This window comes from Methylobacterium sp. UNCCL125 (assembly GCF_900116795.1).
In the GTDB taxonomy this organism is placed as follows: Bacteria; Pseudomonadota; Alphaproteobacteria; order Rhizobiales; family Beijerinckiaceae; genus Methylobacterium; species Methylobacterium fujisawaense.
Map to the genome: position 1 here is coordinate 79,948 of NZ_FPBW01000018.1, position 24,497 is coordinate 104,444.

The 24,497-nt window shown below is 72.0% G+C and carries 19 protein-coding genes and 1 pseudogene; 11 read left to right on the forward strand and 9 right to left on the reverse strand.

Annotated elements, in window-relative coordinates; genetic code table 11:
* Window positions 1-92: 92 nt before the first annotated feature.
* From BM396_RS19030 to BM396_RS19040, 3 genes are read left to right on the forward strand one after another with little or no spacing between them, the layout of a single operon-like run.
* The gene (locus tag BM396_RS19030; protein WP_043383490.1) at window positions 93-1,778 is read left to right on the forward strand and encodes a methyl-accepting chemotaxis protein; all 1,686 of its coding nucleotides are present in this window, start codon (window positions 93-95) and stop codon (window positions 1,776-1,778) included.
* Between the two features lie 57 nt (window positions 1,779-1,835).
* Window positions 1,836-2,873, forward strand: a complete 1,038-nt coding sequence (locus BM396_RS19035; protein WP_043347861.1) for an MraY family glycosyltransferase — start codon at window positions 1,836-1,838, stop codon at window positions 2,871-2,873.
* The gene (locus tag BM396_RS19040) at window positions 2,870-3,805 is read left to right on the forward strand and encodes an NAD-dependent epimerase/dehydratase family protein (protein ID WP_043383492.1); all 936 of its coding nucleotides are present in this window, start codon (window positions 2,870-2,872) and stop codon (window positions 3,803-3,805) included. The genes BM396_RS19035 and BM396_RS19040 overlap by 4 nt, the downstream gene beginning before the upstream one ends.
* A 15-nt stretch (window positions 3,806-3,820) precedes the next feature.
* Here the strand turns inward: BM396_RS19040 and BM396_RS19045 are convergent, their stop codons facing one another.
* The gene (locus tag BM396_RS19045; RefSeq protein WP_043383495.1) at window positions 3,821-4,744 is read right to left on the reverse strand and encodes a class I fructose-bisphosphate aldolase; all 924 of its coding nucleotides are present in this window, start codon (window positions 4,742-4,744) and stop codon (window positions 3,821-3,823) included.
* Between the two features lie 232 nt (window positions 4,745-4,976).
* Here BM396_RS19045 and BM396_RS19050 point away from each other — a divergent pair, with 232 nt between their 5' ends.
* Window positions 4,977-5,501 (forward strand): SixA phosphatase family protein, encoded by a 525-nt coding sequence (locus BM396_RS19050; RefSeq protein ID WP_043347854.1) that lies wholly within the window; start codon window positions 4,977-4,979, stop codon window positions 5,499-5,501.
* A gap of 4 nt (window positions 5,502-5,505) precedes the next feature.
* Here the strand turns inward: BM396_RS19050 and BM396_RS19055 are convergent, their stop codons facing one another.
* Entirely contained in the window at window positions 5,506-6,540 is a 1,035-nt protein-coding gene (locus BM396_RS19055) for an alpha/beta fold hydrolase (protein WP_051044692.1), read from the reverse strand.
* 205 nt (window positions 6,541-6,745) lie between these two features.
* On the opposite strand from BM396_RS19055, the gene BM396_RS19060 reads away from it, so the two are divergent.
* Window positions 6,746-7,228 carry an Hsp20 family protein gene (locus BM396_RS19060; RefSeq protein ID WP_043383498.1) on the forward strand — a complete coding sequence of 161 codons (483 nt, stop codon included), beginning with the start codon at window positions 6,746-6,748 and terminating at the stop codon, window positions 7,226-7,228.
* Window positions 7,229-7,378: 150 nt separating this feature from the next.
* Window positions 7,379-8,377 carry a l-ornithine N(alpha)-acyltransferase gene (locus BM396_RS19065; RefSeq protein WP_043383548.1) on the forward strand — a complete coding sequence of 333 codons (999 nt, stop codon included), beginning with the start codon at window positions 7,379-7,381 and terminating at the stop codon, window positions 8,375-8,377.
* Window positions 8,378-8,565: 188 nt separating this feature from the next.
* Here BM396_RS19065 and BM396_RS19070 read toward each other — a convergent pair whose 3' ends face one another.
* Window positions 8,566-9,015, reverse strand: coding sequence for a DNA-directed RNA polymerase sigma-70 factor (locus tag BM396_RS19070; RefSeq protein ID WP_043347847.1), 450 nt, complete (start codon window positions 9,013-9,015; stop codon window positions 8,566-8,568).
* Between the two features lie 278 nt (window positions 9,016-9,293).
* On the opposite strand from BM396_RS19070, the pseudogene BM396_RS19075 reads away from it, so the two are divergent.
* The 4 genes and pseudogenes from BM396_RS19075 to BM396_RS19090 all read left to right on the forward strand — a co-directional run.
* Window positions 9,294-9,695 (forward strand): annotated as a pseudogene (locus BM396_RS19075) (Kdo hydroxylase family protein); the annotation flags it as partial.
* A 17-nt stretch (window positions 9,696-9,712) separates the two neighbouring features.
* Entirely contained in the window at window positions 9,713-10,012 is a 300-nt protein-coding gene (locus BM396_RS19080; protein WP_043347845.1) for an antibiotic biosynthesis monooxygenase family protein, read from the forward strand.
* 146 nt (window positions 10,013-10,158) lie between these two features.
* Window positions 10,159-15,447, forward strand: coding sequence for an alpha-2-macroglobulin family protein (locus BM396_RS19085; protein ID WP_043383501.1), 5,289 nt, complete (start codon window positions 10,159-10,161; stop codon window positions 15,445-15,447).
* Window positions 15,448-15,642: 195 nt separating this feature from the next.
* On the forward strand, window positions 15,643-16,767 hold the full coding sequence (locus BM396_RS19090) for a mechanosensitive ion channel family protein (protein ID WP_043383504.1): 1,125 nt from the start codon (window positions 15,643-15,645) through the stop codon (window positions 16,765-16,767).
* Window positions 16,768-16,948: 181 nt separating this feature from the next.
* On the opposite strand, the gene rlmN is transcribed toward BM396_RS19090, so the two are convergent.
* Complete coding sequence (gene rlmN, locus BM396_RS19095) at window positions 16,949-18,223, reverse strand: dual-specificity RNA methyltransferase RlmN (RefSeq protein WP_043383507.1); 1,275 nt, start codon at window positions 18,221-18,223, stop codon at window positions 16,949-16,951.
* A gap of 99 nt (window positions 18,224-18,322) precedes the next feature.
* Between rlmN and BM396_RS19100 the strand changes: the two genes are divergently transcribed.
* Window positions 18,323-18,979, forward strand: coding sequence for a class I SAM-dependent methyltransferase (locus tag BM396_RS19100; RefSeq protein WP_043383510.1), 657 nt, complete (start codon window positions 18,323-18,325; stop codon window positions 18,977-18,979).
* Between the two features lie 73 nt (window positions 18,980-19,052).
* Here BM396_RS19100 and grxD read toward each other — a convergent pair whose 3' ends face one another.
* From grxD to recQ, 5 genes are all read right to left on the reverse strand, one after another.
* Window positions 19,053-19,391 (reverse strand): Grx4 family monothiol glutaredoxin, encoded by a 339-nt coding sequence (gene grxD, locus BM396_RS19105; protein ID WP_043347809.1) that lies wholly within the window; start codon window positions 19,389-19,391, stop codon window positions 19,053-19,055.
* 46 nt (window positions 19,392-19,437) lie between these two features.
* The gene (locus BM396_RS19110) at window positions 19,438-19,941 is read right to left on the reverse strand and encodes a DUF29 family protein (RefSeq protein ID WP_081948682.1); all 504 of its coding nucleotides are present in this window, start codon (window positions 19,939-19,941) and stop codon (window positions 19,438-19,440) included.
* A 23-nt stretch (window positions 19,942-19,964) separates the two neighbouring features.
* Window positions 19,965-20,201: a BolA family protein gene (locus tag BM396_RS19115; RefSeq protein WP_043383516.1), complete on the reverse strand. Its 237-nt coding sequence runs from the start codon at window positions 20,199-20,201 to the stop codon at window positions 19,965-19,967.
* A gap of 26 nt (window positions 20,202-20,227) precedes the next feature.
* On the reverse strand, window positions 20,228-22,453 hold the full coding sequence (gene purL / locus BM396_RS19120) for a phosphoribosylformylglycinamidine synthase subunit PurL (RefSeq protein ID WP_043383518.1): 2,226 nt from the start codon (window positions 22,451-22,453) through the stop codon (window positions 20,228-20,230).
* 155 nt (window positions 22,454-22,608) lie between these two features.
* The gene (recQ, locus tag BM396_RS19125) at window positions 22,609-24,450 is read right to left on the reverse strand and encodes a DNA helicase RecQ (protein ID WP_043347801.1); all 1,842 of its coding nucleotides are present in this window, start codon (window positions 24,448-24,450) and stop codon (window positions 22,609-22,611) included.
* Window positions 24,451-24,497: the final 47 nt, after the last annotated feature.

The following is a 24,497-nucleotide window of genomic DNA, read 5'->3' on the forward strand; positions in this document are numbered from 1 at the left end:
GTTGAATCAATAGCTGCCATATCTCAAACAAGTTTAACCGTTTCCGCATCATGATGTCCTCGGTCCCCTTTCGGGACCGAGGAAGAAGCGACATGCGCCCTGGCATCTCGATCGCGGCCAAGCTCGGATTCTGCCTCGCCGCACTGGCTGTCCTGATCGCCGCGACGAGCGGCCTCTCCCTGACGGAACTGCGCAGCGTCAACGCCACCGCGGCGGAACTCCGCGACGTGCGCGTGCCGGCGACCGACGCGCTCGGCCGGATCGGCGTCATCATCATGCGGCAGCGGGTCAACGGCGGGCGGTTGATCACCGCCGACACGCCGGAGTTGCGGACCGAGGTCGCGGCCACGATCGCCAAACGCGACGGACAGCTCGCCGCGCAGTTCGCCCGCTACGAGGCGCAGCCGCTCACGCAGACTGAGCGCGACGCCTACGCGGCCCTCCGGCGCCAGCTGGACGCCTACAGGGCGTTGCAGACGGAAGCCCTGGACAAGGCTTCCTCCGGCGACATCGCCGGAGGCCAGCGGATCTACAACACCACGATGTCGACCGGCATCAATGGGGTTCTGGCCGAATGGGACCGGCTGGTCGACCTGAACGCCGCCGGCTCGCAGGCGAGCGGCGCGCGGATCGAGGCGACCTACGCGGCCGCCAACCGAAACATGCTGGTGCTCGCCGCGCTCGCGCTGTTCGTCGCGCTGGGCGCCATGGTGCTGGTGCTGCGCGGCGTCAGCCGGCCGCTGCGGGCGATCGCGGCGGCGACCCAGCGCCTCGCCGCGGGCGACGCGGAAGTGGGGATCCCGGGCCAGGGCCGGCGGGACGAGATCGGAGCCCTGGCCGGCTCCGTGCTGGTGTTCCGCGACAACCTCGTCCGCTCGCGCGCCCTGGAGGCGGAGACGGCGCTGGCCCGCGCGGATGCCGAGACGCAGCGCCGGACCGCGACCCGTGCCATGGCCGACGCCTTCGAGCAGGCGGTGGGCGGCATCGTCGGCGGCGTGTCGGCGGCGGCCACCGAGCTGGAGGCCACCGCCCGGTCGCTGACCGGTAGCGCGTCGGATGCCGCCGGGCAGTCCGGCACCGTCGCGGCCGCCGCCAGCGAGGCCGCCGCCAACGTCAACACCGTCGCGGCGGCCGCCGAGGAACTGGGCTCGTCCGTGCAGGAGATCAGCCGTCAGGTCAGCGGCTCGGCGGAACTGGCGCGGGTCGCCGTCGCGGAGGCGACCAGCACGGTGGCGCTGGTGCACGATCTCAGCGCGGCGGCCGCGAAGGTCGGCGACGTGGTGGCGCTGATCTCCGGGATCGCCGCCCAGACCAACCTTCTGGCGCTCAACGCCACGATCGAGGCCGCCCGGGCCGGCACCGCCGGACGCGGCTTCGCGGTGGTGGCGTCCGAGGTGAAGGCGCTCGCCGAACAGACCGCCCGGGCCACCGAGGAGATCACCGGCCAGATCGGGCGGATCCAGTCCTCCACCGGGCAGGCCGCGTCGGCGATCGACGGGATCGGCCGACGGATCCGCGAGATCGACGACGTGGCCTCGAGCATCGCGGCAGCCGTGGAGCAGCAGGGTGCGGCCACCCAGGAGATCGTCCGCAACGTCGCCGAGGCCGCGGTCGGCACCGGCGCGGTGACCGGGACGATCGCGAGCCTTGCCCACTCCGCCGAAGAGACCGGTGCGGCCGCCGCCCAGGTTCTCGGGGCCGCATGCGAGATGTCGCGTCAGTCTGAGCATCTGGGGGCCGAGGTCGCGCGCTTCCTCGCCACGGTGCGGGCGGCCTAGGGCGCCCCCCTGACGGTTGGGCGGCAGATCGCGTAGGACGGCGCCATGCCGTCCGAAATGCCGTCCGCCCTGCCCACGATCCTGCTGCTGGCGGTTCCCCTTGCCGCCGCCCTCTCGGCGGGCCTGATCCTGCGCCTGCGCCCGCTGCTGCAGCGATACGCCCTGGCCCGGCCGAATGCCCGCTCGAGCCACACCGTGCCGACCCCGCAGGGGGGCGGAATCGCCGTGGTCACGGCGTTCGTCACGATCTCGGGCCTGCTGATCGCGGCGCCGGAGATCGGAGGCCGTCCGGACTGGATCTGGCTTTCCGGCTGCGCCCTGGCCCTGGCGCTCCTCGGTGCGGTGGACGACATCCGGCCGCTGCCGGCCGCGCTGCGGCTCGCCGTGCAGGCTCTGGTGGTCGGCCTGCTGGTCTGGCACGTGGACGGGCGCTTGCTGCCCGGTCTGCCACTCTGGCTGGAGCGCGGCCTCGCGCTGCTGGCGGGCCTGTGGTTCGTCAACCTGACGAACTTCATGGACGGGCTCGACTGGATGACGGTGGCGGAGATCGTCCCGGTGGCGGGCGCGCTCCTACTGTTCGGCCTCGCCGGGCGCCTGCCGCCGCTGCCGACGCTGGTTGCGGCGAGCCTCCTGGGGGCGGTGCTCGGCTTCGCGCCGTTCAACCGGCCGGTCGCAAAGCTCTTCCTCGGGGATGTCGGCTCGCTGCCGATCGGGCTCGTCACCGCCTGGCTGCTGTGCCAGCTGGCCCTGGCGGGCGGCCTCGCCGCGGCCCTGCTGCTGCCGCTCGTCTATCTCGCCGATGCCAGCCTGACCCTCGGCGCCCGGGCGGCGCGGGGCGAGCGGGTCTGGGAAGCCCATCGCGGTCACCATTACCAGCGGGCCACCGTCAACGGGCTCAGCGTCCCCGGCGTGGTGGGCCGGGTGTTTGCGGCCAATCTCGCCCTGGCGGCGCTCGCCGCCGCGACCTTGCTTTGGCCGTCCTGGCCGGTCACGCTCGCCGCCCTGGCAGCCGGGCTCGCCCTGGTCGCCGCCCTGCTCCGCCGCTTCGCCCGCGCCCCGGCGCCGGCCCCAGCCGAAGGTGCCGCTCAGCCGTGACCGGACTCATCGCGCTCACCGGGGCGACCGGCTTCATCGGCCGGCATCTGCTCGCCGACCTCACCGCGCGCGGCTACCGGGTCCGCGTGCTGCTGCGCCGGCCGACGAGCGTGCCGGAGGGCGCCGCGAGCGCGGTGGTCGGCGACCTGACGCGCCCGATCAACATGGCGGCGGCCCTCAGCGGCGTCGACGCGGTGGTGCACTCGGCGGGCCTCGCCCACGCCAACCTCGGCCCGACGCCGTCGGGCGCCCCGGAGGACGATTACCGGACGCTCAACACCGAGGCGACGCGCAAGCTCGCGGAGGCGGCGGCGCGCGCGAAGGTGCGCCGCTTCGTGTTCCTGTCCTCGATCCGCGCCCAGGTCGGGGCGAGCGCACCGGGCGTGGTCGGGGAGGGCGATCCGCCCCGGCCCACCGACGCCTACGGCCGCTCCAAGCTGGAGGCCGAACGAGCGCTCGCCGAGACCGGGCTGGACTGGGTCGCCCTGCGCCCGGTCCTCGTCTACGGGGCGGGCGTGAAGGGCAACATGGCCGCCCTGCTGCGGCTGGCGCGCAGCCCCTATCCGCTGCCGCTGGGCGGCCTCGCGGCGCGGCGCTCGCTGATCTCCCTGGAGAGCCTGTCGGGCGCCGTGGACGCGGCGCTGGCAGCGCCCGGCCCCCTGAACCGCGCCCTCATCGCCGCCGACCCGGATCCGCTCAGCCTGCCCGAGATGATCGCGTCCCTCCGCCAGGGCCTCGGCCGCGGCCCGGGCCTCGTCCCGGTGCCGGCCGGGCTCATCAAGCTGGCCTGCCGGCTGACCGGCCGGGACACGCAGTTCGCCCGCGTCGCCGAGGGGCTCGTCGCCCACGCCGACGGCCTCGCGGCCCTCGGCTGGAGGCCGGCCGGGCCGACCCGCGACGGACTCGCCCGGCTGGCCCGCGACGGCGGCTGACGGCGCGGGCCAAGCTCAGCCGCCCGCGTAGATGTCGGTGATCGTGCCGAGCAGCGACAGGGCGTCCGCCTTCGAGCGCTGGAAGGCGTTGCGGCCCACGATCGAGCCGAAGCCGCCGCCCGCCTGGATGGCGCGGATCTCGTCGAGGAAGGGAGCCTCCTCGGCGTGGGCACCGCCGGAGAAGATCACGATCCGCCGGCCGTTGAAGGCGCATTGCACCACGTGGCGGACGCGCTCGGCCACGGTGCCGATCGGGATGCCGGTGGCTTCGTAGACCTTCTTGGCCGCCGGCTGCTCGATATGGGCGGTGGGCAGCTTCACCTTGATGATGTGCGCGCCGAGCTGCGCGGCGATCTGCGCCGCGTAGCCGATGACGTCGATGGCGGTCTCGCCCGCCTTCGACAGGGCCGAGCCGCGGGCGTAGGACCAGATCACCACGGCGAGCCCGACGCTCTTGGCCTCTTCGGCGATCGCCCGAATCTGACCGTACATGGCGTTGCGGTGGGCGGAGCCCGGATAGATCGTGAAGCCGACGGCGCAGGCACCGAGCCGCAGGGCGTCCGCCACCGAGCCGGTGATCGCCTGCTCGGGATCGTCCTCGTCGGCCAGGAGGTCGTGGTCGTTGAGCTTGAGGATCAAGGGGATGCGCCCGGCATAGTCCCGCGCCCCCGCCTCCAGGAAGCCGAGCGGCGCCGCGTAGGCGTTGCACCCCGCCGCCAGGGCCAACTCGAAATGGTACAGCGGGTCGTAGGCTGGCGGATTCGGGCCGAAGCTGCGGGCGGGGCCGTGCTCGAAACCCTGGTCCACCGGCAGGATCAGCATCTTGCCGGTGCCGCCGAGCTTTCCGTGCTCCAGCATCCGGGCGAGGTTGGCGAGCGTCCCGGGGCTGTCGGCCCCGTACCACGACAGGATCTCGGTGACGCGGTGGGATCGGTCCATCGGGCAGACTCCTGGTCGGGCAGACTCCTGGTCGGAGACCGTCGCGCCGCATGCCGTGCCACGCCGTGCCATGCCGTGCCGTGCGCGGACGGCCCGCCTTCGGAACGGGGCGGGCAAATCCGAGGTTCCCGCACGCGGCGCTTTCGGCTAACCGGATGGGGAGATGGGCGCCAGGAATCCGGTGGCTCAAAGCCCCGGGATCGGCCCAGAGATTCGCATCAGAGGTTCGCTTATGCGCAGGCTGATCCTGTTGCGGCACGCGAAGTCCGACCGTCCGCCGGGCGTGGCGGACCACGAGCGCCCGCTCAATGCCCGCGGCCGGCGGGCGGCCCCGGCGGTGGGCGCCCACCTCGCGCGGGAAGGCCTCTGCCCGGATCTCGCCCTGGTCTCGACCGCTGCACGGACGCGCGAGACCTGGGAGGCGATGGCGGCCACGCTCGGCAATCCCGAGACGCGCTGGCGGCCCGAGATCTACGAGGCGCCGGCGCAGCGGATCCTCGCGGTGATCCGGGAGGCGCCCGACACCGCCGGCACGGTGATCGTCGTCGGCCACAATCCGGGACTCGGCGACCTCGCGGCGGGTCTGGCGGGGGCGGGGCCGCGGGCGGCGCGGGACCGCCTCGCCCTGGAATTCCCGACCGCGGCCTACGCGGTGATCGACTTCGCGGGCGACCTCTGGGCCGAGGTCGCGCCGGGCCGGGGACGCCTGGAGCGGTTCGTGCGCCCGCGGGACATCGACCCGGATCTGGCCGGCTGACGCCTCAGGCGACCGGCACCGCGACTGCGTGCGCCTCGACCTCGGCGTGGCTCGGCAGGGGCGAGCCCGGCACGAAGGCCTCGAAGGCCGCCCAGAAATCCTGCCGGATCGCGTCCCGCTCGGTGAGGATCTCGTGCCGGGAATCCGGCAGGACCAGGATATGGCCGGCCTTCAAACGGGCCGCGAAGCGCTCGGTGTCCGGCGTGCCGCAAACCGGGTCGGCCCCCGCCGCGACGATCAGGGTCGGCAGCGTGATCCGCGGCGCCGCCCGCGGGTCGCGCAGGCGCGCCATCGCGCGGAACGCCTCGGCGAGCCACGCGATCGTCGGATCGCCGACCGCGCCGGCGCCGACCTCCCGGGCCGCCGCGGCATTGCGGGCGTAGCGGACCGGATCCCGCGACAGCCTGTTGCCGGCGAAGGGGTTGGTGGCGATCGAGACCGGCTTGCCGAGCGGGATGTACCGGCTCCCGAGGCCCAGACGGTGCAGGCCCTGCGACAGCAGCGCGGCGCCGGCCGGCCAGCGGATCATCCGGATCGACAGCATCGGGGCCACGGTCACCAGCCGCCGGAACGGCAGCCAGCCGTCCAGGGCGCCCAGGAGAGCGACGCATCCGCCCATGGAATGCGCGAGGCCGACATGGGGCTCGGGCATCAGGGGCACCAGGACGGTCTCGGCCACGGCCCGCAGGTCGAGGCGGTAATCGTCGAACCGGGCGACGTGGCCCTTGTGGGGATTGTCCACCCGCCGGTCCGACTCGCCCTGGCCGCGCCAGTCGAAGGCGACGACCGCGAAGCCCCGCGCCCGCAGCTCGTGGATCGTCTCGTAGTACTTCTCGATGAACTCGGCCCGGCCCTGGAGCAGGCAGACCGTACCCCGGCAGGTGCGCGCCGTCGTCTGCCAGTAGGCCGCCCGCAGGGTGCAATCGTCGCGCGTGCCGACCGCGATCAGCGTGCCGCCCGGCGGGACCGGATTGTCGGGCGTGCTGCGCAGGGTCAGGAGCGGCGGCTCGCGCCCGGTACCACCGTCGAAGCGTCTCACTGGCCTCACCTCAGCGCGTCCGTGCACCGCCCGCTGCACCCGCGGACCGTAGCGAAAAAATTGCGATTCCTGCCATCGCCCGGGGTCTTGAAGGGCGATTTTCCCCCTCCGATATCTCGTCTGTGCCGGCCGTCAGGCGGCACGAAAGACGGGTCCGGCCCATCGGGCGGACCGGAATTGCATGTTGCTCACACGAGGATATGTCATGCGTCAGTTCGATCTCGCTCCCCTGTACCGTTCCACCGTCGGCTTCGACCGCCTGTTTTCCGCCCTCGACCAGTTCGCGAGCGCCGAGGCGGCCCCGACCTATCCGCCTTACAACATCGAGCGGACCGGCGAGAATGCCTACCGCATCACCGTCGCGGTCGCCGGCTTCACCGAGTCCGACCTGTCGATCGAGGTGCGGGAGAACGCCCTCACGCTGAAGGGCGAGCGCAAGGCCGAGGGCAGGGCGGAGTTCCTGCACCAGGGCATCGCGGCCCGCGCCTTCGAGCGCCGGTTCCAGCTCGCCGACCACGTCCAGGTGACGGGTGCGGCGCTCGAGAACGGCCTCCTCCACATCGACCTCGTCCGCGAGGTTCCGGAGGCGAAGAAGCCCCGCCGCATCGAGATCGCCACGGCGGCGCGCCCGAGCGCCCCGGTGATCGAGGGCGATGTCCGCAAGGACGCGGTCCCGCAGGCCGCCTGATCCCGCGCCCGCGCGGAACCGTCAGGTTGATGGAGCGCCCCGGCCCCGGCCGGGGCGCTTTCTTGCGCGGGCTGTCATAATGGCGTGTGCCCTTCGTGCTCTGTGTCGGATTCGACGGTGCACGGACGCGCACCCGGAGTGAACCCGACCATGGTCGCCAATCTCGCCCGCGGAGCCTACAGCGCGCTCGGAACCGGCTGGCACAAGGGCGTGCAATGGGGAGTCGGCGCGCCGATCGCGAAGCTGCGCCGCCGGTCGATGCCGCTCCCGGGCGTCGAGGGGGCGAACGGAATCGCCGATCTCCTCTCGGCCGAGCGGGCTATCCGCCTGCCGGAGCCGTTCGAGGGGCGCAGCCTCGGCCGCATCGGCAGCCTGGAGGTGCGGCTGGCGACGCGGAAATCCGAGATCCGGCGGGCGCAGCGGCTGCGCTACAAGGTCTTCTACGAGGAGATGTCGGCGGTGCCCTCCGGGCTCGCCGCCCTGTCCCGGCGCGACGTCGACAGCTACGACGCGGTCTGCGATCACCTCCTCGTCCTCGACCATGCCGCCCCGAAGCGGAAGAAGCCCTTCGTCGAGCCGCGTCCGAAGGTCGTCGGCACCTACCGGTTGCTGCGCGGCGCGGTGGCCGAGCGGCATACCGGCTTCTATTCCGAGAGCGAGTACGACCTCGCACCGCTGCTGGCCGCCCAGGGGCATCGGCGGCTCCTGGAACTCGGCCGTTCCTGCGTGCTCAAGCCGTACCGGAGCAAGCGCACTGTCGAGCTGCTCTGGCAGGGGATCTACGCCTACGTCCTGCACCACAAGATCGACGCGCTGATCGGCTGCGCCAGCCTGGAGGGCACCGATCCGGACCGGCTGGCCCTGCCGCTCGCCTTCCTGCACCACCATGCCCGCGCGCCGGAGGGCTGGCGGGCCCGGGCGCTGCCGAAGCGTGCCGTGGCGATGGACCGGATGCCGAAGGAGGCCGTGGACACGAAGGCCGCGCTTCACGCCCTGCCGCCGCTGATCAAGGGCTACCTGCGCCTCGGCGCGACCTTCGGCGACGGCGCGGTGATCGACCACCAGTTCGGCACGACGGACGTGTTCGTGACGCTGCCGGTGGAGGTGATCGGCGCGCGCTACCGGGGCCATTTCGCGCCGGCCGGGTGAGGGGCCGGCGCGGCCCGAGGCCGTCATCCAGCCATCCCTCCTCATCCTGAGGTGCGGACGCGCAGCGGCCGCCTCGAAGGAGACGTCCAGCCAGCCGCGCGATCCCTGGAGCCCGCCTTCGGGCCCGCGTCGCGGTCACCTCAGGATGAGGGGAGTTGTCGGGAGCAACGAACCCTTCGGCCCCGTCCCTACAGATCCCCCAGCGCCAGCTGACCCTGGTTGCGCGCCTTCGGCGGCGCGGCCTTACGCTCCTTGGCCCGTGCGGAGGCGGCGCGGGCAACGGGCGGCTTCTTGGGCTTCGGGTCGCCGCGCATCCGGGCGACCGCCTTGTCGCGGGCCACGGCCTCCGGGGCCGTGGGATCGTCGGTCAGCCACTTGCCGCGCTTGATCACCTCGTTCACGCGGCCCTGGTTGACCCCGACCTTGAAGGCGATCTCCTGCTGGGTCATGCCGGTCGTGGCGTGCAGGTCGAGGATCGCCCGGGCGAGCTCCGGGGTCATCTTCTGACCCGTCAGGCGCCGAGCGGGCTTCACCGTCCGGGTCGCGCGGTCGCGCTCGCGCAGGCGCTCCAGAAGCGCCAACGCCATGTTCATGCCGTGCTCGCGCAGGGCCTCTTCGAATTCCTTCAACGTCGCCATCGGCGCCAACCTCCGCCGGGCTCTCGGGCCGGTTACTCGCGGGGGAACGTGCCGGGAACGAAGCGGTTGCGCAAGCCGAGGGGCGAGGGGGGCCGCACCGTGTCGGTGGACGGCGGGTGTCATCCACCGGAAATGCGCGGCCCTGGCCTCCCCCGGCGGCTCGGCGCCCGGGGCCGGGGGTCAGGACGGCCGTCAGTCCGCCGACGATGATCACCCCGATCCGCAGGATCGCCTCCGGCGAGGCGCCCGGCTTCCTCGTCCGGGCGCCGGAGGCGGGGGCGGCGGGCGAGCCGCGGCGCTGGCGGATCGGCGAGGATTTCAGGTCGCTGGCGGAGGGGCTTATGCCGCGGCTGCCGGGCTACGCGCCGCTCAAGGCGCGGCTGCTCGCGGCCCTGCGTGTCACCAAGGCCAAGCGCTCGGGATACGACCACCTGATGCCGCACCTGCACGACGCACTGAAGCGGGACGAGACCTGTCAGGCCGAGTCGCCCCAGGCCGACGTGGACTTCCAACCCGGCGAGACCTGGGGCACTTTCTCGGACCTCGTGATGCACGGGGCCATGGGCGGCCGTTCCATGCTGGAGCAGACCGTCTATCTGCCGGTCTCGGCGCAGGCCGACCCCTCTTCAAGCCCGCATCGCATCCTGGCGGCCAAGCTCGGCCGCGCCCTCCGCACCTGAGACAAGGACATCAGACCATGATCCTCGAGATCGCGCAGATCGAGATCAAGCCCGGCATGGAGGCCGAGTTCGAGGCAGGCATCACCGAAGCCTCGGCGATCTTCAAGGCGGCCAAGGGCTGCCGGGCCTTCGAGGTGCGGCGCTCCGTCGAGCATCCGCAGCGCTACCGGCTTCTGATCCACTGGGACACGCTGGAGGCCCACACCAAGGACTTCACCGGCTCGCAGCCCTGGCAGGAGTATCGCGCCCTGGTCTCCCACTGCTTCGCCGGACCGGTGGCCGTCGAGCATACCGAGCAGGTTCTGAAGGCGTTCTGAGCGCCGCCGCGCTGCGCCCCGGACGGCGCCCGCCAGAGGGGCGACGCGTTGCGGCGCGCGCCTCCGGTGCTAGGCTCCCGCATGAGCGAACCCGAAGCGAATCATCGGGGGCGCGGCAGGCGGGAACCAGGCTGGGGAACAGGCTGATGGCGCGGCTCGGACAGCTCGCGGGTGCCCTGGCGCTCCTCGGATGGATCGCGGGGCCGGCCCTCGCCCAGACCGCGCCGGCGGCCCGCACGACCGCACGGGCGGTGTCGGCCGCATCGGCGTCGTTCGCGAAGAGCTTCGTCCGGGCCGACCTCGCCAGCGCGGCGGTCCGCCTGGAGACCGCGCTGAAGGCGGAAGCCGGCGGACCGCTGCGGCCGGCCGGCCAGTCCCGCGCCGCCGGGCTGGCCCTGCTCACCGCCGACAAGCCGGACGAAGCGCTGGCGCCTCTCGCCGCCGCGGTGGCGGCCGACCCGGCCGACGCGCGCAACTGGCAGGCCTATGCGCGCGGGGCCGCGGCGGCCCTGGGCGCGCTCGAGGACAATGACTATCAGGGCCGGTCGCGCCTGCGCGGTCGGGTGACGGCCGCCGCTTACCGCGCCTACGAGCGCGCCGGCACGGCCGCCGACGCCGCGGCGTCGCTGGCGGCCCTGGGGGCGGCAGAGGCCGAGCAGGAATCCTGGCGCCCGGCGCTGGACGCCTACGCGGCGAGCCTCGCCCTGGCCGAGACCGCTCCGGTCCGGGAGACCTACGAGACCCTGCGGGCGCAGCACGGCTTCCGCATCCTCGACTACAAGGTCGATTCCGACGCGGCCGCCCCGCGGGCCTGCTTCACCTTCTCGGAGGCGATCAAGCCCAAGACCGACTACGCCCCCTTCGTCGCCGTCTCGGGCAGCAGCGCGGCCGCGGTGACCGGGGAGGGCTCCCAGGTCTGCGTCGACGGGCTCAAGCATGGCGGCCGCTACGCCATCGTGGTCCGCCCCGGCCTGCCGTCGGCCGTCGGCGAGAGCCTGCTCAAGGCCGCCGATTACGAGATCTACGTCCGCGACCGCGCCCCGCAGGTGCGCTTCACCGGGCGCAACTACGTCCTGCCCCGGACTGGGCAGGCGGGCGTGCCCCTCGTCTCGGTGAACGCGCCCAAGCTCGACGTCGAGGTGCTGCGCATCGGCGACCGCAGCCTGCTGCCGACCCTGCGGTCGGAGGACTTCCTGGGCCAGCTCAGCGGCTCGACCGCCCGGACGATCGCCTCCGAGAAGGGCCAGCGCGTCTGGAAGGGCACCCTCGACACCGCCAAGGCCGAGATCAATCAGGAGGCCGTCACCGCCTTCCCGGTGCTGCAGGCCGTGGGCAAGCTGGAGCCCGGCCTCTACGTGATGCTGGCCCGCCCCTCGGGCTCGGCCGCCTCCGACGAGGAATACGATACGCAGGCGACCCAGTGGTTCGTGGTCTCCGACCTGGGACTCACCGCCACCAAGGGCCGGGACGGGGTCACCGTGGTCCTGCGCTCGCTGGCCTCCGCGCAGGTGATGGCGGGCGCCGAGATCCGGCTGATCGCCCGCAACAACGAGGTGCTGGGCACGCGGACCACGGATTCGCAGGGGCATGTCGCCTTCGATCCGGGTCTCGCCCGCGGGGAGGGCGGCTTGGCGCCGAGCCTCGTGGTCGCCCAGGCGGGCGGCGATTACGGCTTCCTCGACCTCAACCTCGGCGCCTTCGACCTTACCGACCGCGGCGTGAAGGGGCGGCCCGAGACCGGCGGCCTCGACGCCTACCTGTTCCCGGAGCGCGGGGTCTACCGCACGGGCGAGACCGTCCAGCTCACCGCCCTGCTGCGCGATCCCCGCGGCGCCGCCGTGCCGGACCTGCCGCTGACCCTGGTGGTCAAGCGGCCGGACGGCGTCGAGTACCGGCGCGTCTCGGTGCCCGACCAGGGGCTCGGCGGCCGCGCCCTGCCGCTGCCGCTCCTGTCGGGGGCGATGCACGGGACGTGGCGGGTTTCGGCCTACACGGACCCGAAGGCGCCCGCGATCGGCGAGACCAGCTTCCTCGTGGAGGATTACGTCCCCGAGCGGCTGGAGGTGACCCTCAAGGCCCGGCAGGCGGCCCTGAACCGGGGCGAGGCCGCGCAGGTCGATGTCGCCGCCCGCTACCTCTACGGCGCCCCGGGGGCGGACCTCGACGTGTCGGGCAGCGTGACCGTGCAGGCGGCCGCCACCAGCGGCATCAAGGGGCTCGAGGCCTACGCCATCGGTCTCGACGACGAGGCCGTGGAGCCGGCGACGCAGGAACTGCAGGAGCATGCCACCACGAACGCGCAGGGCGGGGCCACCGTCACGGTGCCGGTGCCCCAGGTCGCGGCCCCGCGCGCCCTGGAGGCGAAGATCACGCTGGCGGTCGGCGAGCCCGGCGGCCGGGCGCTGTCGCGCAGCCTGACCCTGCCGATCCTCCCGGCCGGCCCGGTCCTCGCCCTGCGCAAGGGCTTCACCGACCTGAAGGAGGGCGGGGTCGCGGGCTTCGACGTGGTGTTCGCGCGGCCCGACGGGGCGCTCCTCGCCCGGCCGGGCGTGAGCTGGACCCTGTCGCGGATCGATTCCTCCTACCAGTGGTATCGGGCGGACGGGCGCTGGTCGTTCGAGGCAGTCAAGTCCGCCCGGCGCGTCGCCAGCGGCACCGTCGACCTCACGGCCGCCGGTCCGAGCCGGATCGAGGCGCCGGTCGGCCTCGGCCGCTATCGGCTGGAGGTCTCGGCCGCGGGTGCCCCGGAGGCGACCGCAAGCCTCGGCTTCGAGGTGGGCTGGGGCGGCTCCGAGACCGCGGAGGCGCCCGACCTCCTCAACCTGACCCTCGACAAGGCCGCCTACGCGGCCGGCGACACGCTGCGGGCCAAGCTCAGCCCGACGTTCAAGGGTCAGGCCAGCCTGATGGTCGTCAGCGACCGCGTGCACCAGACCCTGGAGGTCAGCGTGCCGGAGGGCGGCACCACGGTCAGCATCCCGGTGAAGGCCGAGTGGGGCGCCGGCGCCTACCTGGTGGCCACCGCCTACCGGCCCCTCGACCAAGCGGCCAAGCGCCTTCCGGGCCGGGCACTGGGTCTGGCGTGGTTCTCGGTGGACCGGGAGCGGCGCAGCCTCGGGGTCGCCCTGAAGGCGCCGGAGCGGGCGCGCCCGCGCCAGGACCTGACCCTGCCGGTCCAGCTCACGGGCCTGAAATCCGGCGCGCCGGCGCGGATCACCGTGGCCCTCGTTGATGTCGGCATCCTCAACCTGACCCGCTACGCGGCGCCGGATCCGACCCAGTACTTCCTCGGCCAGAAGGCGCTCGGGCCGGAGGTCCGCGATCTCTACGGCTACCTGATCGACGGCATGCAGGGCTCGGCCGGTGCGATCCGCTCCGGCGGCGACGCGGGCGGCGGCGAGCTCGCCGATTCCCCGCCGACCCAGGCGCCGCTGGCGCTCTATTCCGGCGTCGTGACCGTGGGGCCGGACGGCGCGGCCAGCGTCACCTTCCCGATCCCGGCCTTCAACGGCACCGGCCGCGTCATGGTTACCGCCTGGAGCGGCGACCGGGTCGGGCAGGCCCAGGCCGACGTGATCATCCGCGACCCGGTCGTGCTCAGCGCCACGCTGCCGCGCTTCCTCGACACCGGCGACCGCTCGCGCCTGTTCGTGGCCCTCGACAATGTCGAGGGGCAGGGGGGCGAGTACACGGTCGACCTGAGCCCGACCGGACCGGTGGTGGTCGGCGCCAGCGCGCTGCGCCAGACGCTGCGGCTGGAGGCCGGGACCAAGGGCCAGTTCGCGATCCCGCTCACGGCCGCAGGACCGGGCACGGCCCGCCTCGACCTCGCCTTGTCGGGGCCCGGGCTCCCGTCCACCCTGAACCAGAGCTTCGCCCTGGGGATCTCGCCGGGGACCGGCGCGCTGCTGCGCCGCTCGGTGCGCAGCCTCGCCCCCGGGGCGAACCTGACGCTGACGTCGGATCTCCTCGCCGACCTGCAGCCGGGGACCGGCAGCGTCTCGCTCTCGGCCACACCCCTGCCGGGGGTCGATGTGGCGGCGCTGCTCCGGGCTCTCGACCGCTACCCCTACGGCTGCTCCGAGCAGGTGGTGAGCCGGGCGATGCCGCTGCTCTACGTCAACAAGCTTGCGGCCCTGGAGAAGCTCGCCCTCGACAACGGCGCCGACGATCGGGTGCGCGAATCGATCGAGCGCCTGCTCGCCCGCCAGGATTCGAGCGGCGATTTCGGCCTCTGGTCGGCGCAGGGATCGAGCGACCTCTGGCTCGACGCCTACGTGACCGACTTCCTCACCCGCGCCCGCGAGCGCAACTTCGCGGTGCCGCAGAAGGCCTTCGCCCAGGCGTTGGACTACCTGCGCAACGCCGTGGCCAACGCCACCGAGGTGCGCAACGGCGGCGCCGACCTCGCCTACGCGGCTTACGTGCTCGCCCGGAACGGCCGACCGGTGATGGGCGACCTGCGCTACCTCGCCGACACCAAGATCGGCGACTTCTCCTCCGCCCTCGGGCGGGCGCAACTCGCCGCCGCCCTGGCTCTGCTGGGCGACCGCGGACGGGCCGCCAAGACGATGGACTCGGCGCTCACCCTGCTGCGCGCCGACCGCGACAAGGGAGTCTATCGCGCCGATTACGGCTCCCGCCTGCGCGACGGGGCCGGGCTGATCACGCTCGCCGCCGAGAGCGGGCTGGCGCAGGGGGCGCTGGGCCCCGCCGCTTCCGTGCTCGGCGAGGAGCAGCAGGCCGAGCGCTCGACGAGCACGCAGGAGAATGCCTGGATGGTCCTCGCCGCCGAGAGCCTGTCGAACGAGGCGGGCGCCCTGTCGTTCACCGTGGACGGCGCCCCGCAGACCGGAATGCTGGCCCGGGTCTACCGGGAGGCGGCCCTGGCCGACCGGGGCGTTCAGCTCACCAATACCGGCCGCGCGCCTGTGCAGGTGGCCGTGACCGTCAACGGCAGCCCCCTGGTACCGGAGCCGGCGTCGTCGCAGGGCTACACGATCGAGCGCAGCTTCCGCCGCCTCGACGGCAGCACCGTCGACCCGGCGAGCGGCCTGCGCCAGAACGACCGGCTCGTGGTGGTGCTCAAGGTCACGGAGGCCAAGGCGGAGGCGGCGCGGCTCCTGCTGGTCGATCCGCTGCCGGCGGGGCTGGAGATCGACAATCCGAAGCTGCTGGACGCCGACGCGCTCCAGGGGCTCGCCTTCGCCAAGTCGGACGTGCAGCCGGTCCACACCGAGTTCCGGGACGACCGGTTCGTGGCGGCCTACGACCGTGACCCGAGCCAATCGGCCTTCTTCACGGTGGCCTACACGGTGCGGGCGGTCTCCCCGGGGACCTACGTCCATCCGGGTGCCACCGTGGAGGACATGTACCGGCCCGCCCGGTTCGGCCGGACCGCCTCGGGCAGCGTGACGGTCGGGACGGCGAAGTAGGACGGGCGGCGTTCGAGCACTGCGCTGGCGAGGACGTCGGTGCTGAAGCCCTCGTCCGGACCCGCCTCGGACGCGACGGCGCAACCCGCCGGGCCGGGCCGCTGCGTTGCGGCGGGCACATGGTGCGTCGCGGAACCCCCGTAATCGCCCGTCCATTCCCACAGGTCCCGTTCGGAACCCGTGGAGCGATGCCCGATGCCGGACCTCGACGCGCTCGCCGGCTCCGCAGCCCGCGCGCTGGCCTACCTGCCGTGGTGGGCCGAGAGCCTGATCCTCATCGTCGCCTGCTGCGCCGTGGTGATGCCCCTGCACGGGGTCGTCTACCGGGCGATGAAGCGGGCGGTCTCGGGCAAGAGCCTGTTCTGGCGCTCGCTGGTCTCGCGTACCCGCGGGCCGAGCCGCCTCGGCCTGATCGTGGTGGCGATCAGCCTCGCCTCGACCACGGTGCATCTGTCCTGGGAGGTGCGGATCGCCCTCAACCAGATCCTGCTGGTGGCCTTCGTGACGCTGACCGGCTGGTGCTGCGCCACCGCGCTCCACATCGCCACTGTCATCTACCTGCGCCGGTTCAAGCTCGACGCCGAGGACAACCTGCTGGCGCGCAAGCACTTCACCCAGATGCGCATCCTGGAGCGGGCCGGCGTGACGCTGGTGGCGCTGATCACCCTCTCGGTGGCGCTGATGACCTTCGAGCCGGTGCGCCAGTACGGGGTCAGCCTGCTGGCCTCGGCGGGCGCGGCGGGCTTCGTCCTCGGGCTGGCCATGCAGCCGGTCCTGTCGAACCTCGTGGCCGGCATCCAGATCGCCATCACCCAGCCGATCCGGATCGAGGACGCGATCATCGTCGAGAACGAGTGGGGCTGGGTGGAGGAGATCACCGCCACCTACGTGGTGGTCCGCCTCTGGGACTGGCGCCGGCTGGTCCTGCCGCTGACCTACTTCATCCAGAAGCCGTTTCAGAACTGGACCCGCGACGGCGCCTCGCTGATCGGCAGCGTGTTCGTCTACGTCGACCACCGGGCGCCCGTCGCGGCGATGCGCGAGAAGCTCGCCGAGATCGCCAGGGCCACGCCCCTGTGGGACGGCAAGGTGGTGAACCTCCAGGTCTCGGACGCGAAGGAATCGACGATCGAGATCCGGATGCTGGTGAGCGCCCGCAACGCGCCCCAGGCCTGGGACCTGCGCTGCGTGGTCCGCGAAGCGATGATCACGTGGCTCCAGGCCGAGCACCCGGAGGCCCTGCCGCGGCACCGGACGGAATGGGTCGGCGCCGAGGAGCCGGCCCTGCGCCGGGCGGAGGCGCGGCGGTTCGCGGCGTGAGGCACTGCGTTCAGTGTTGCGGGATTCCCAGCCACGCCCTCATCCTGAGGTGCCGAAGCGCAGCGGAGGACTCGAAGGAGGGCTCCAGGAATCGCAGCGGCTTCTGGAGGGCTCCTTCGAGGCGGCTTCGCCGCACCTCAGGATGAGGGCGCGGGTCGGATGTCTTCCGTTGGACCGTCGCTCAGTCGTCGGCGCCGGCGTAAAAACTCTCCACGCCGATGCCCTCCTCCTGCATCAGCCGGGCGCGGGCGCGCAGCTTCTCGGTCTCGCTCTTGAGCTGGCCGCAGGCCGCCAGGATGTCCCGGCCCCGGGGCGTGCGCACCGGCGAGGCGTAGCCGGCGTTGAACACGATCTCGGAGAAGCGCTCGATCCGGTCCCAGTCGGAGCATTCGTAGCGGCTGCCCGGCCAGGGATTGAACGGGATCAAGTTGATCTTGGCCGGGATGCCCTTGAGCAGGCGGACCAGCTCCCGCGCGTCCGCGTCCGAATCGTTGACGCCCTTCAGCATCACGTACTCGAAGGTGATCCGGCGGGCGTTGCTCAGGCCCGGATAGGCCCGGCAGGCGGCGAGCAGCTCGGCGATCGGGTATTTCCGGTTGAGCGGCACCAGCTCGTCGCGCAGGTCGTCGCGCACGGCGTGGAGCGAGATCGCCAGCATGGCGTTGGCCTGCTCGCCGAGGCGCGGGATCTGCGGCACGACCCCCGAGGTCGAGACCGTGATGCGCCGCCGGGACAGGCCGAGCCCCTCCTGGTCCGACATCACCCCCACCGCGTCCACCACGGCGTCGAGATTGTAGAGGGGCTCGCCCATGCCCATGAAAACGATGTTGGTCACGAGCCGGCCGGCCTCGCCGGAGCCGCCGGCGTCGCGGCTCGGCATCTGGCCGGGCCAGTCGCCGAGCTCGTCCCGGGCGGTGACGAGCTGCTGCACGATCTCGGCGGCCGAGAGGTTGCGCACGAGGCGCTGCGTGCCGGTGTGGCAGAACGAGCAGGTCAGGGTGCAGCCGACCTGGGAGGACACGCAGAGCGTGCCCCGGTCCGGGCCGGGAATGTAGACGCACTCGATCTCGGCGCCGCGATTGTGCTCCTGCCGGTTGGTCGGCGCCATGCGGAGCAGCCATTTGCGGGTGCCGTCCCGGGAGACCTGCCGGCTGGCCACCTCGGGCCGCTCCAGGGTGAAGTGCTCGGCGAGCTGCGCCTTCAGCGCCTTGCCGACATTGGTCATCTCGGCGAAGTCGGACGCCCCGCGGAAATTGACCCAGTGCCAGACCTGGCCGGCGCGCATCCGGCTCTCGCGCTCGGGCACGCCCATGCCGACGAGCTGCGCCTTGAGGGCGTCGCGGGTCAGGCCGACCAGCGATGGGCGGCGGCCGGGCAGCGCCTCGGGGAGGAGATCCGGCGCCTTCTCGATCGCGGCATCGGCCGCGCGGGCGCTGTCGAGCGACGGCGTCGCCATGGCGTTCAAACAATCCATACGATTGGAAAGGGTCTGATATAGGCGATCGCGCCGGCGAATGCGAATGCGCGCTGGCGACGGCTGACCCCACGGAGAGCCATGACGACCGACACGCAGGCCGGGCAGGCGATCTACAATCCGCGGACGCTGCAGATCTACGACCTCGTCGTGCTGCGCCTGTCGAACCCGCTGATCTGGCGCTGCCCCACGGCGCGGATCCTGGATCTCTACGACCGGCACGCGGGCTTGGCGCATTGCGACGTCGGGGTCGGGACCGGCTGGTATCTCGACCGCTGCCGCTTCCCCGCGCCTGCGCCGCGCATCGGCCTGATGGACCTCAACGCCGACAGCCTCGCCTTCGCGGCCGACCGGATCGCGCGCTACCGGCCCGAGACCTACCGGGTCGACGTGCTCGGCGCCCCGGCCACCGGCATCGCGCCGTTCGACTCGATCGGGATGACCTACCTGCTCCACTGCCTGCCGGGCGACATCGCCGCCAAGGCGAAGGCCTTCGACACGGTGCGGCCGTGCCTGCGGGACGACGGGGTGGTGTTCGGCGCCACGATCCTGTCGGGGGGCGTCCCGACCACGGCTGCGGCGCGGGCGCTGATGCGAGTCTACAACCGAAAAGGGGTGTTCTCGAACGGCGCCGACACGCTGCCGGCCCTGCGCGCGGCCCTCGATCAGCGGTTCCGGTCGGTGGAGATCACGGTCGTCGGCTGCGTCGCCCTGTTCGTGGCGCGGGAGCCCCGCTGACCCGGCCACCGTCCGCGCACACGAAAAAGGGCGCCCGCAGGCGCCCTGATCCGTTCGGCCAGTCCCAAAAGAATCAGGCGGCTGCGGTCTTCACCGGCACACCCTTCTCGGCCAGGAAGGTCTGCAGCTCGCCCGACTGGAACATCTCGCGGGTGATGTCGCAGCCGCCGACGAACTCGCCCTTCACGTAGATCTGCGGGATGGTCGGCCAGTTCGAGAAGGCCTTGATGCCCTCGCGGATGCCCTGGTCGGCCAGCACGTTCACGCCCTTGAACGGCACGCCGAGGTAGTTGAGGATCTGCACCACCTGTCCCGAGAAGCCGCATTGCGGCATCTGCGGCGTGCCCTTCATGAACACCACCACGTCCTGGGAGGCGATCTCGTTCTGGATGGTCGTGTTGGCGTCGGTCATCGAGTTAGTCCTCGTTCGTCCTGTGACGGTTTATCGTGCAGCAAGCTTATAAGCTTGGCGTATGCTTCCTTGATTCCGCGATTTGCAGCAGTATCGCGTCCATATCAAAGCGTGCCGAAAGAAGCTCGTCCGGATCAACCGGACAGCTATCCGGCAGGTTGGGCAGAAGGCCATCACCGTATGGCGTAAGACCCAAGTTGGCGGTTTCGCCTGCGGATTTCCAGATCCGGTCCCAATCCAAACGCTGCCGCATCGATCGCTCGAACCTGTTGCGCGCGGCGATTTGGAACGTCAGCGTCTCCTCACGCCAGGGGCGGGTGACGGGCAGATCCGGCGCCGATAGGCGCTTCAGCATATGGGCGAGAGCCTGGACCAGCAAACCCTCAACGGCTCGAAGTTGAGACCGTCCTACGCTCTCGATCTCCTCGGCGACATTCTCCCAGTTGACCGCATTCGACAGGTCGCTGCGGGCTCCGAGCGCGCGCAGAGCCGCAGCCTGCTCCTCGGCCGAGGTCACGATGTCGTCGTCGTAGAGGCTCGGTCGATCCATCGGGAGAGCTACCGCGAGAAGGCCTAATCCTGCGGGACGCCCGTGGTCAGCGCAAGGGCGTGGAGGACGCCGCCCATCCGGCCCTGAAGGGCGCCGTAGACCATCTGGTGCTGCGCCACCCGTGACTTGCCCTTGAAGGCCGCCGACAGGACGGTCGCAGCGTAGTGGTCGCCATCGCCCGCGAGGTCGCGGATCTCCACCTGCGCGTCCGGCAGCGCTTCGCGGATCATGCGCTCGATCTCGCCCGCATCCATCGGCATCGGCAAACTCCTGGGCGTAAGGGGGTTCAGGCGGCGGGAGCGGCCGGCTGGCTCGCCATGTAGGCGGGCAGCCAGCCCTCGTGCGCCGTGGACAGGTCGGCCAGCGATATGGTCTCGCCGCCCGGCAGGGTCAAACGGTCGGAGCCGGTGACGCCGACCACCGCCGCGTCGATCCCCTGCGCCGAGGCGCTGTAGAGGAGGTCGCTGGCAGCTTCCGGATCGATCGCCAGCAGGTAGCGGCCCTGGTCCTCGCCGAACAGGTAGGCGTGGGGGGCGAGATCCACCGGCACCTCGGGCAGGGCAGCGCCGATGCCGCCGGCCATCGCCATCTCGGCGAGGGCCACCGCGAGGCCGCCGTCGGAAAGGTCGTGGACCGTGTCGACGGCGCCCGACTGGATCAGGGTGCGGACGAAGTCGCCGTTGCGGCGCTCCAGGGCGAGATCCACCGGCGGCGGCGCGCCCTCCTCGCGGCCCTCGATCACCGACAGGTAGGCGGATTGGCCAAGCCAGCCCTCGCCGGAGCCGATCAGCACCAGCACGTCGCCCTCGCGCTTGAGGGCGATGGTGGCGTGGCGCGCCACGTCGTCGAGCACGCCGACGCCGCCGATGGTCGGGGTCGGCAGGATGCCGACGCCGTTGGTCTCGTTGTAGAGCGAGACGTTGCCGGACACGACCGGGAAGTCCAGCGCCCGGCAGGCCTCGCCGATGCCCTGCAGGCAGCCGACGAGCTGGCCCATCACCTCGGGCTTCTCGGGATTGCCGAAGTTCAGGTTGTCGGTGATGGCGAGCGGCTTGGCCCCGACCGCCGTGATGTTGCGCCACGCCTCGGCCACGGCCTGCCGGCCGCCCTCGACCGGGTCGGCCTCGCAATAGCGCGGGGTGACGTCGCAGGTGAGCGCCAGCCCCTTCGGCCCGTCCTCGACCCGCACGATGGCGGCGTCGCCGCCGGGCTTCTGGAGGGTGTTGCCCAGGATGAAGTGGTCGTACTGCTCGAAGACCCACCGCTTGGACGAGAGGTCCGGGGAGCCGACGAGGCGCTTGAGCGCGTCGGTGAGCGAGGCCGGGGCCGGAACCTCGGAGGCCGCGAGCACCGGCAGGTGCGTGTTGGCGAGGTGCGGCCGGTCGTAGAGCGGCGCCTCGTCGCCGAGCTCCTTGATCGGCAGGTCGGCCACGGTCTCCCCGTGCCACTTGATCACGAAGCGCAGCGTGTCGGTGGTCCGGCCGATCACCGCGAAGTCGAGCCCCCACTTCACGAAGATGGCTTCCGCCTCCGCCTCCATGCCGGGCTTGAGCACCATGAGCATGCGCTCCTGGCTCTCGGAGAGCATCATCTCGTAGGGGGTCATACCCTCTTCGCGGGCCGGCACCTTGTCGATGTCGAGTTCGACGCCGAGGTCGCCCTTGGCGCCCATCTCAACGGCCGAGCAGGTGAGGCCGGCGGCGCCCATGTCCTGGATGGCGATCACCGCCCCCGAGGCCATCAGCTCCAGGCAGGCTTCGAGCAGCAGCTTCTCGGCGAAGGGATCGCCAACCTGCACGGTCGGACGCTTCGACTCGGAGGCCTCGTCGAACTCGGCCGAGGCCATGGTGGCGCCGTGGATGCCGTCGCGGCCGGTCTTGGAGCCGAGATAGACGATCGGGTTCCCGATTCCGGCGGCGGCCGCGTAGAAGATCCCGTCGGTGCGGGCGAGGCCCACCGCCATGGCGTTGACCAGGATGTTGCCGTCGTAGCGCTTGTGGAAACCGGTCAGGCCGCCGACGGTGGGCACGCCGAAGGAGTTGCCGTAGCCGCCCACGCCCGCGACCACGCCGGAGACGAGGCTGCGGGTGCGCGGATGGTCGGGGGAGCCGAAGCGCAGGGCGTTGAGCGCCGCGATCGGCCGAGCGCCCATGGTGAACACGTCGCGCAGGATGCCGCCGACACCGGTCGCCGCGCCCTGATAGGGCTCGATGTAGCTCGGGTGGTTGTGGCTCTCCATCTTGAACACGCAGGCGAGCCCGTCGCCGATGTCGATCACGCCGGCGTTCTCGCCCGGTCCCTGGATCACCCACGGCGCCGAGGTCGGCAGCCCGCGCAGGTGCTTGCGGGAGGACTTGTAGGAACAGTGCTCGTTCCACATGGCCGAGACGATGCCGAGTTCGGTCAGCGTCGGGTCGCGCCCGATCAGGCCGCGAAAGCGCTCGTACTCGTCCGGCGTCAGGCCGTGCTGGGCCACGAGCTCGGGGGTGATCGGAACGTCGTTGCGGAACATGGGGCAGCCTCGACGAGGGCGGTCCGGGAGCCCCGACAGGACCCCCGACCCGTTAAGCGACCCGAACCGGGCAGCGTGCGGCGACGGTGACGGATTAGTGCGTTCTCCCACCGCGTTGCAATACGCCGTCTGACGCCACCGTGGATGAAGGCCGGTCACGCGGCCGGCGGATGGGCCAGGAAATCGGCGATCGCCGCCACGAACTTGTCGCCGTAGGCCTCGCGCTTGCGCTCGCCGACCCCGTGGACCGTGCGCAGAGCCCAGAGGTCGACGGGCTTCTGGCGGGCCATCTCGATCAGCGTTCGATCGGGGAAGACCATGAAGGCCGCGATGCCCTCGGCCCGGGCCAGCGTGGCGCGCAGGCCGCGCAGGTGCTGGAACAGCGCCTCGTCGGCCTCCGAGAGGGCGATCTCGCCGTCCTCGCGGGATGCAGGCCGGCGTCGCTCGCGGGATTCGGCCTTCGGCTCCGGATCCGGGCGGAGCTGGACCGGCTCCCGGCCGAACAAGATCGCCTCGCCCTTCTCGGTCATGGACAGGCCGCCGAAGCCGTCGGCGTTCTCGGCGATCGCCCCGGCCGCGAAGAGCTGGCGCAGGATCGCCCGCCACGCGGCCACCGGCTTGTCGGCGCCGACCCCGAAGGTCTTGAGGCTCGCGTGGCCGTTGCGGCGGATCTGCTCGCTCTCCTTCCCGTGGACCACGTCGCAGATATAGGCCGCGCCGAAGCGCTGGCCGGTGCGCACGACGGCCGAGAGGATCTTCTGCGCCGAGACCGTCCCGTCCACGAGGGTGACGCCGCCGCGGCACAGGTCGCAGCGGCCGCAAGGGCCGCTCGCCTCGCCGAAATAGGCGAGCAGCGACTGGCGGCGGCAGGTGGCGCCCTCGCACAGGGTGATCATCGCCTCGAGCTTGCGCCGCTCCACCCTGCGGCGCTCGTCGGAGATCTCCTTCTCGTCGATCTGGCGGCGGCGCAGCGCCATGTCGTCGAGGCCGTAGAGGGTCAGCGTGTCGGCGGGCAGCCCGTCGCGGCCGGCGCGGCCGATCTCCTGGTAGTAGCCCTCGACGTTGTTGGGCATGTCGGCGTGGCAGACGAAGCGCACGTCGGGCTTGTTGATGCCCATGCCGAAGGCGATGGTGGCGGTCATCACCACCCCGTCCTCCTGCAGGAACCGGTCCTGGTTGCGCATGCGCGTGCCCTGGTCGAGGCCGGCATGGTAGGGCAGGGCGTCGAACCCGTCCTTCTTGAGGGTCTCGGCCAGTTGCTCGACGCGCTTGCGCGAGGAGCAGTAGATGATCCCGCTCTCCGCCCGCCGATGCTTCAGGAACCGCTCGATCTGCCGGGCCGGGTTGTCCTTGGGCTGGAAGGTCAGCCGGATGTTCGGCCGGTCGAAGGAGTGGACGAAGATCTTCGGGGGCCGGTCCTGCGGGAACAGCCGCTCGGCGATCTCCGCGCGGGTCGCGGCATCGGCGGTGGCGGTGAGCGCCAGGGTCTGGATGTTGCCCAGCGCCACCCGGGCCCGGGCGATCTCCCGGTACTCGGGCCGGAAATCGTGGCCCCATTGCGAGACGCAGTGCGCCTCGTCCACCGCGAGCCGCCGGACCCCGGCCCCGCGCAGGGCCTCGATGCAGCCCTCCATCAGCAGGCGCTCGGGGGACACGAACAGGAGACGGAGGTCGCCCGAGCGCAGGGACCGCCAGGTCTCGCGGGACTCCGTCTCCGCCACCGTCGAGTTGAGGGTGGCGGCCTCGATGCCGACGCTCTTCATCTGCTGCACCTGATCGTGCATCAGCGCGATCAGCGGCGAGACCACGACGGTCAGACCGGGCTCGACCAGGGCGGGGAGCTGGTAGGTCATCGACTTGCCGGAGCCGGTGGGCATCACGGCGAACACGTCGGCGCCGTCCAGCACCGCGCCGATCACCTCGTCCTGCCCGGGCCGGAAATCCTCGTAGCCGAAGGTCTTCTTGAGCGCGGCGCGGGCCTCGTCGAGGCGGGTCATCGGGATCCTTGATCGGGGTTCTGGCCGCCCTTGCGGCAGGGGTGTGT

Coding starts and splice junctions, on each gene's coding strand:
- BM396_RS19030 (WP_043383490.1), top strand. CDS start 93: ATGCGCCCTGGCATCTCGATCGCGGCCAAGCTCGGATTCTGCCTCGCC.
- BM396_RS19035 (WP_043347861.1), top strand. CDS start 1,836: ATGCCGTCCGCCCTGCCCACGATCCTGCTGCTGGCGGTTCCCCTTGCC.
- BM396_RS19045 (WP_043383495.1), bottom strand. CDS start 4,744: ATGGACCGATCCCACCGCGTCACCGAGATCCTGTCGTGGTACGGGGCC.
- BM396_RS19050 (WP_043347854.1), top strand. CDS start 4,977: ATGCGCAGGCTGATCCTGTTGCGGCACGCGAAGTCCGACCGTCCGCCG.
- BM396_RS19060 (WP_043383498.1), top strand. CDS start 6,746: ATGCGTCAGTTCGATCTCGCTCCCCTGTACCGTTCCACCGTCGGCTTC.
- BM396_RS19065 (WP_043383548.1), top strand. CDS start 7,379: ATGGTCGCCAATCTCGCCCGCGGAGCCTACAGCGCGCTCGGAACCGGC.
- BM396_RS19070 (WP_043347847.1), bottom strand. CDS start 9,015: ATGGCGACGTTGAAGGAATTCGAAGAGGCCCTGCGCGAGCACGGCATG.
- BM396_RS19080 (WP_043347845.1), top strand. CDS start 9,713: ATGATCCTCGAGATCGCGCAGATCGAGATCAAGCCCGGCATGGAGGCC.
- BM396_RS19085 (WP_043383501.1), top strand. CDS start 10,159: ATGGCGCGGCTCGGACAGCTCGCGGGTGCCCTGGCGCTCCTCGGATGG.
- BM396_RS19090 (WP_043383504.1), top strand. CDS start 15,643: ATGCCGGACCTCGACGCGCTCGCCGGCTCCGCAGCCCGCGCGCTGGCC.
- rlmN (WP_043383507.1), bottom strand. CDS start 18,223: ATGGCGACGCCGTCGCTCGACAGCGCCCGCGCGGCCGATGCCGCGATC.
- BM396_RS19100 (WP_043383510.1), top strand. CDS start 18,323: ATGACGACCGACACGCAGGCCGGGCAGGCGATCTACAATCCGCGGACG.
- grxD (WP_043347809.1), bottom strand. CDS start 19,391: ATGACCGACGCCAACACGACCATCCAGAACGAGATCGCCTCCCAGGAC.
- BM396_RS19110 (WP_081948682.1), bottom strand. CDS start 19,941: ATGGATCGACCGAGCCTCTACGACGACGACATCGTGACCTCGGCCGAG.
- BM396_RS19115 (WP_043383516.1), bottom strand. CDS start 20,201: ATGCCGATGGATGCGGGCGAGATCGAGCGCATGATCCGCGAAGCGCTG.
- purL (WP_043383518.1), bottom strand. CDS start 22,453: ATGTTCCGCAACGACGTTCCGATCACCCCCGAGCTCGTGGCCCAGCAC.
- recQ (WP_043347801.1), bottom strand. CDS start 24,450: ATGACCCGCCTCGACGAGGCCCGCGCCGCGCTCAAGAAGACCTTCGGC.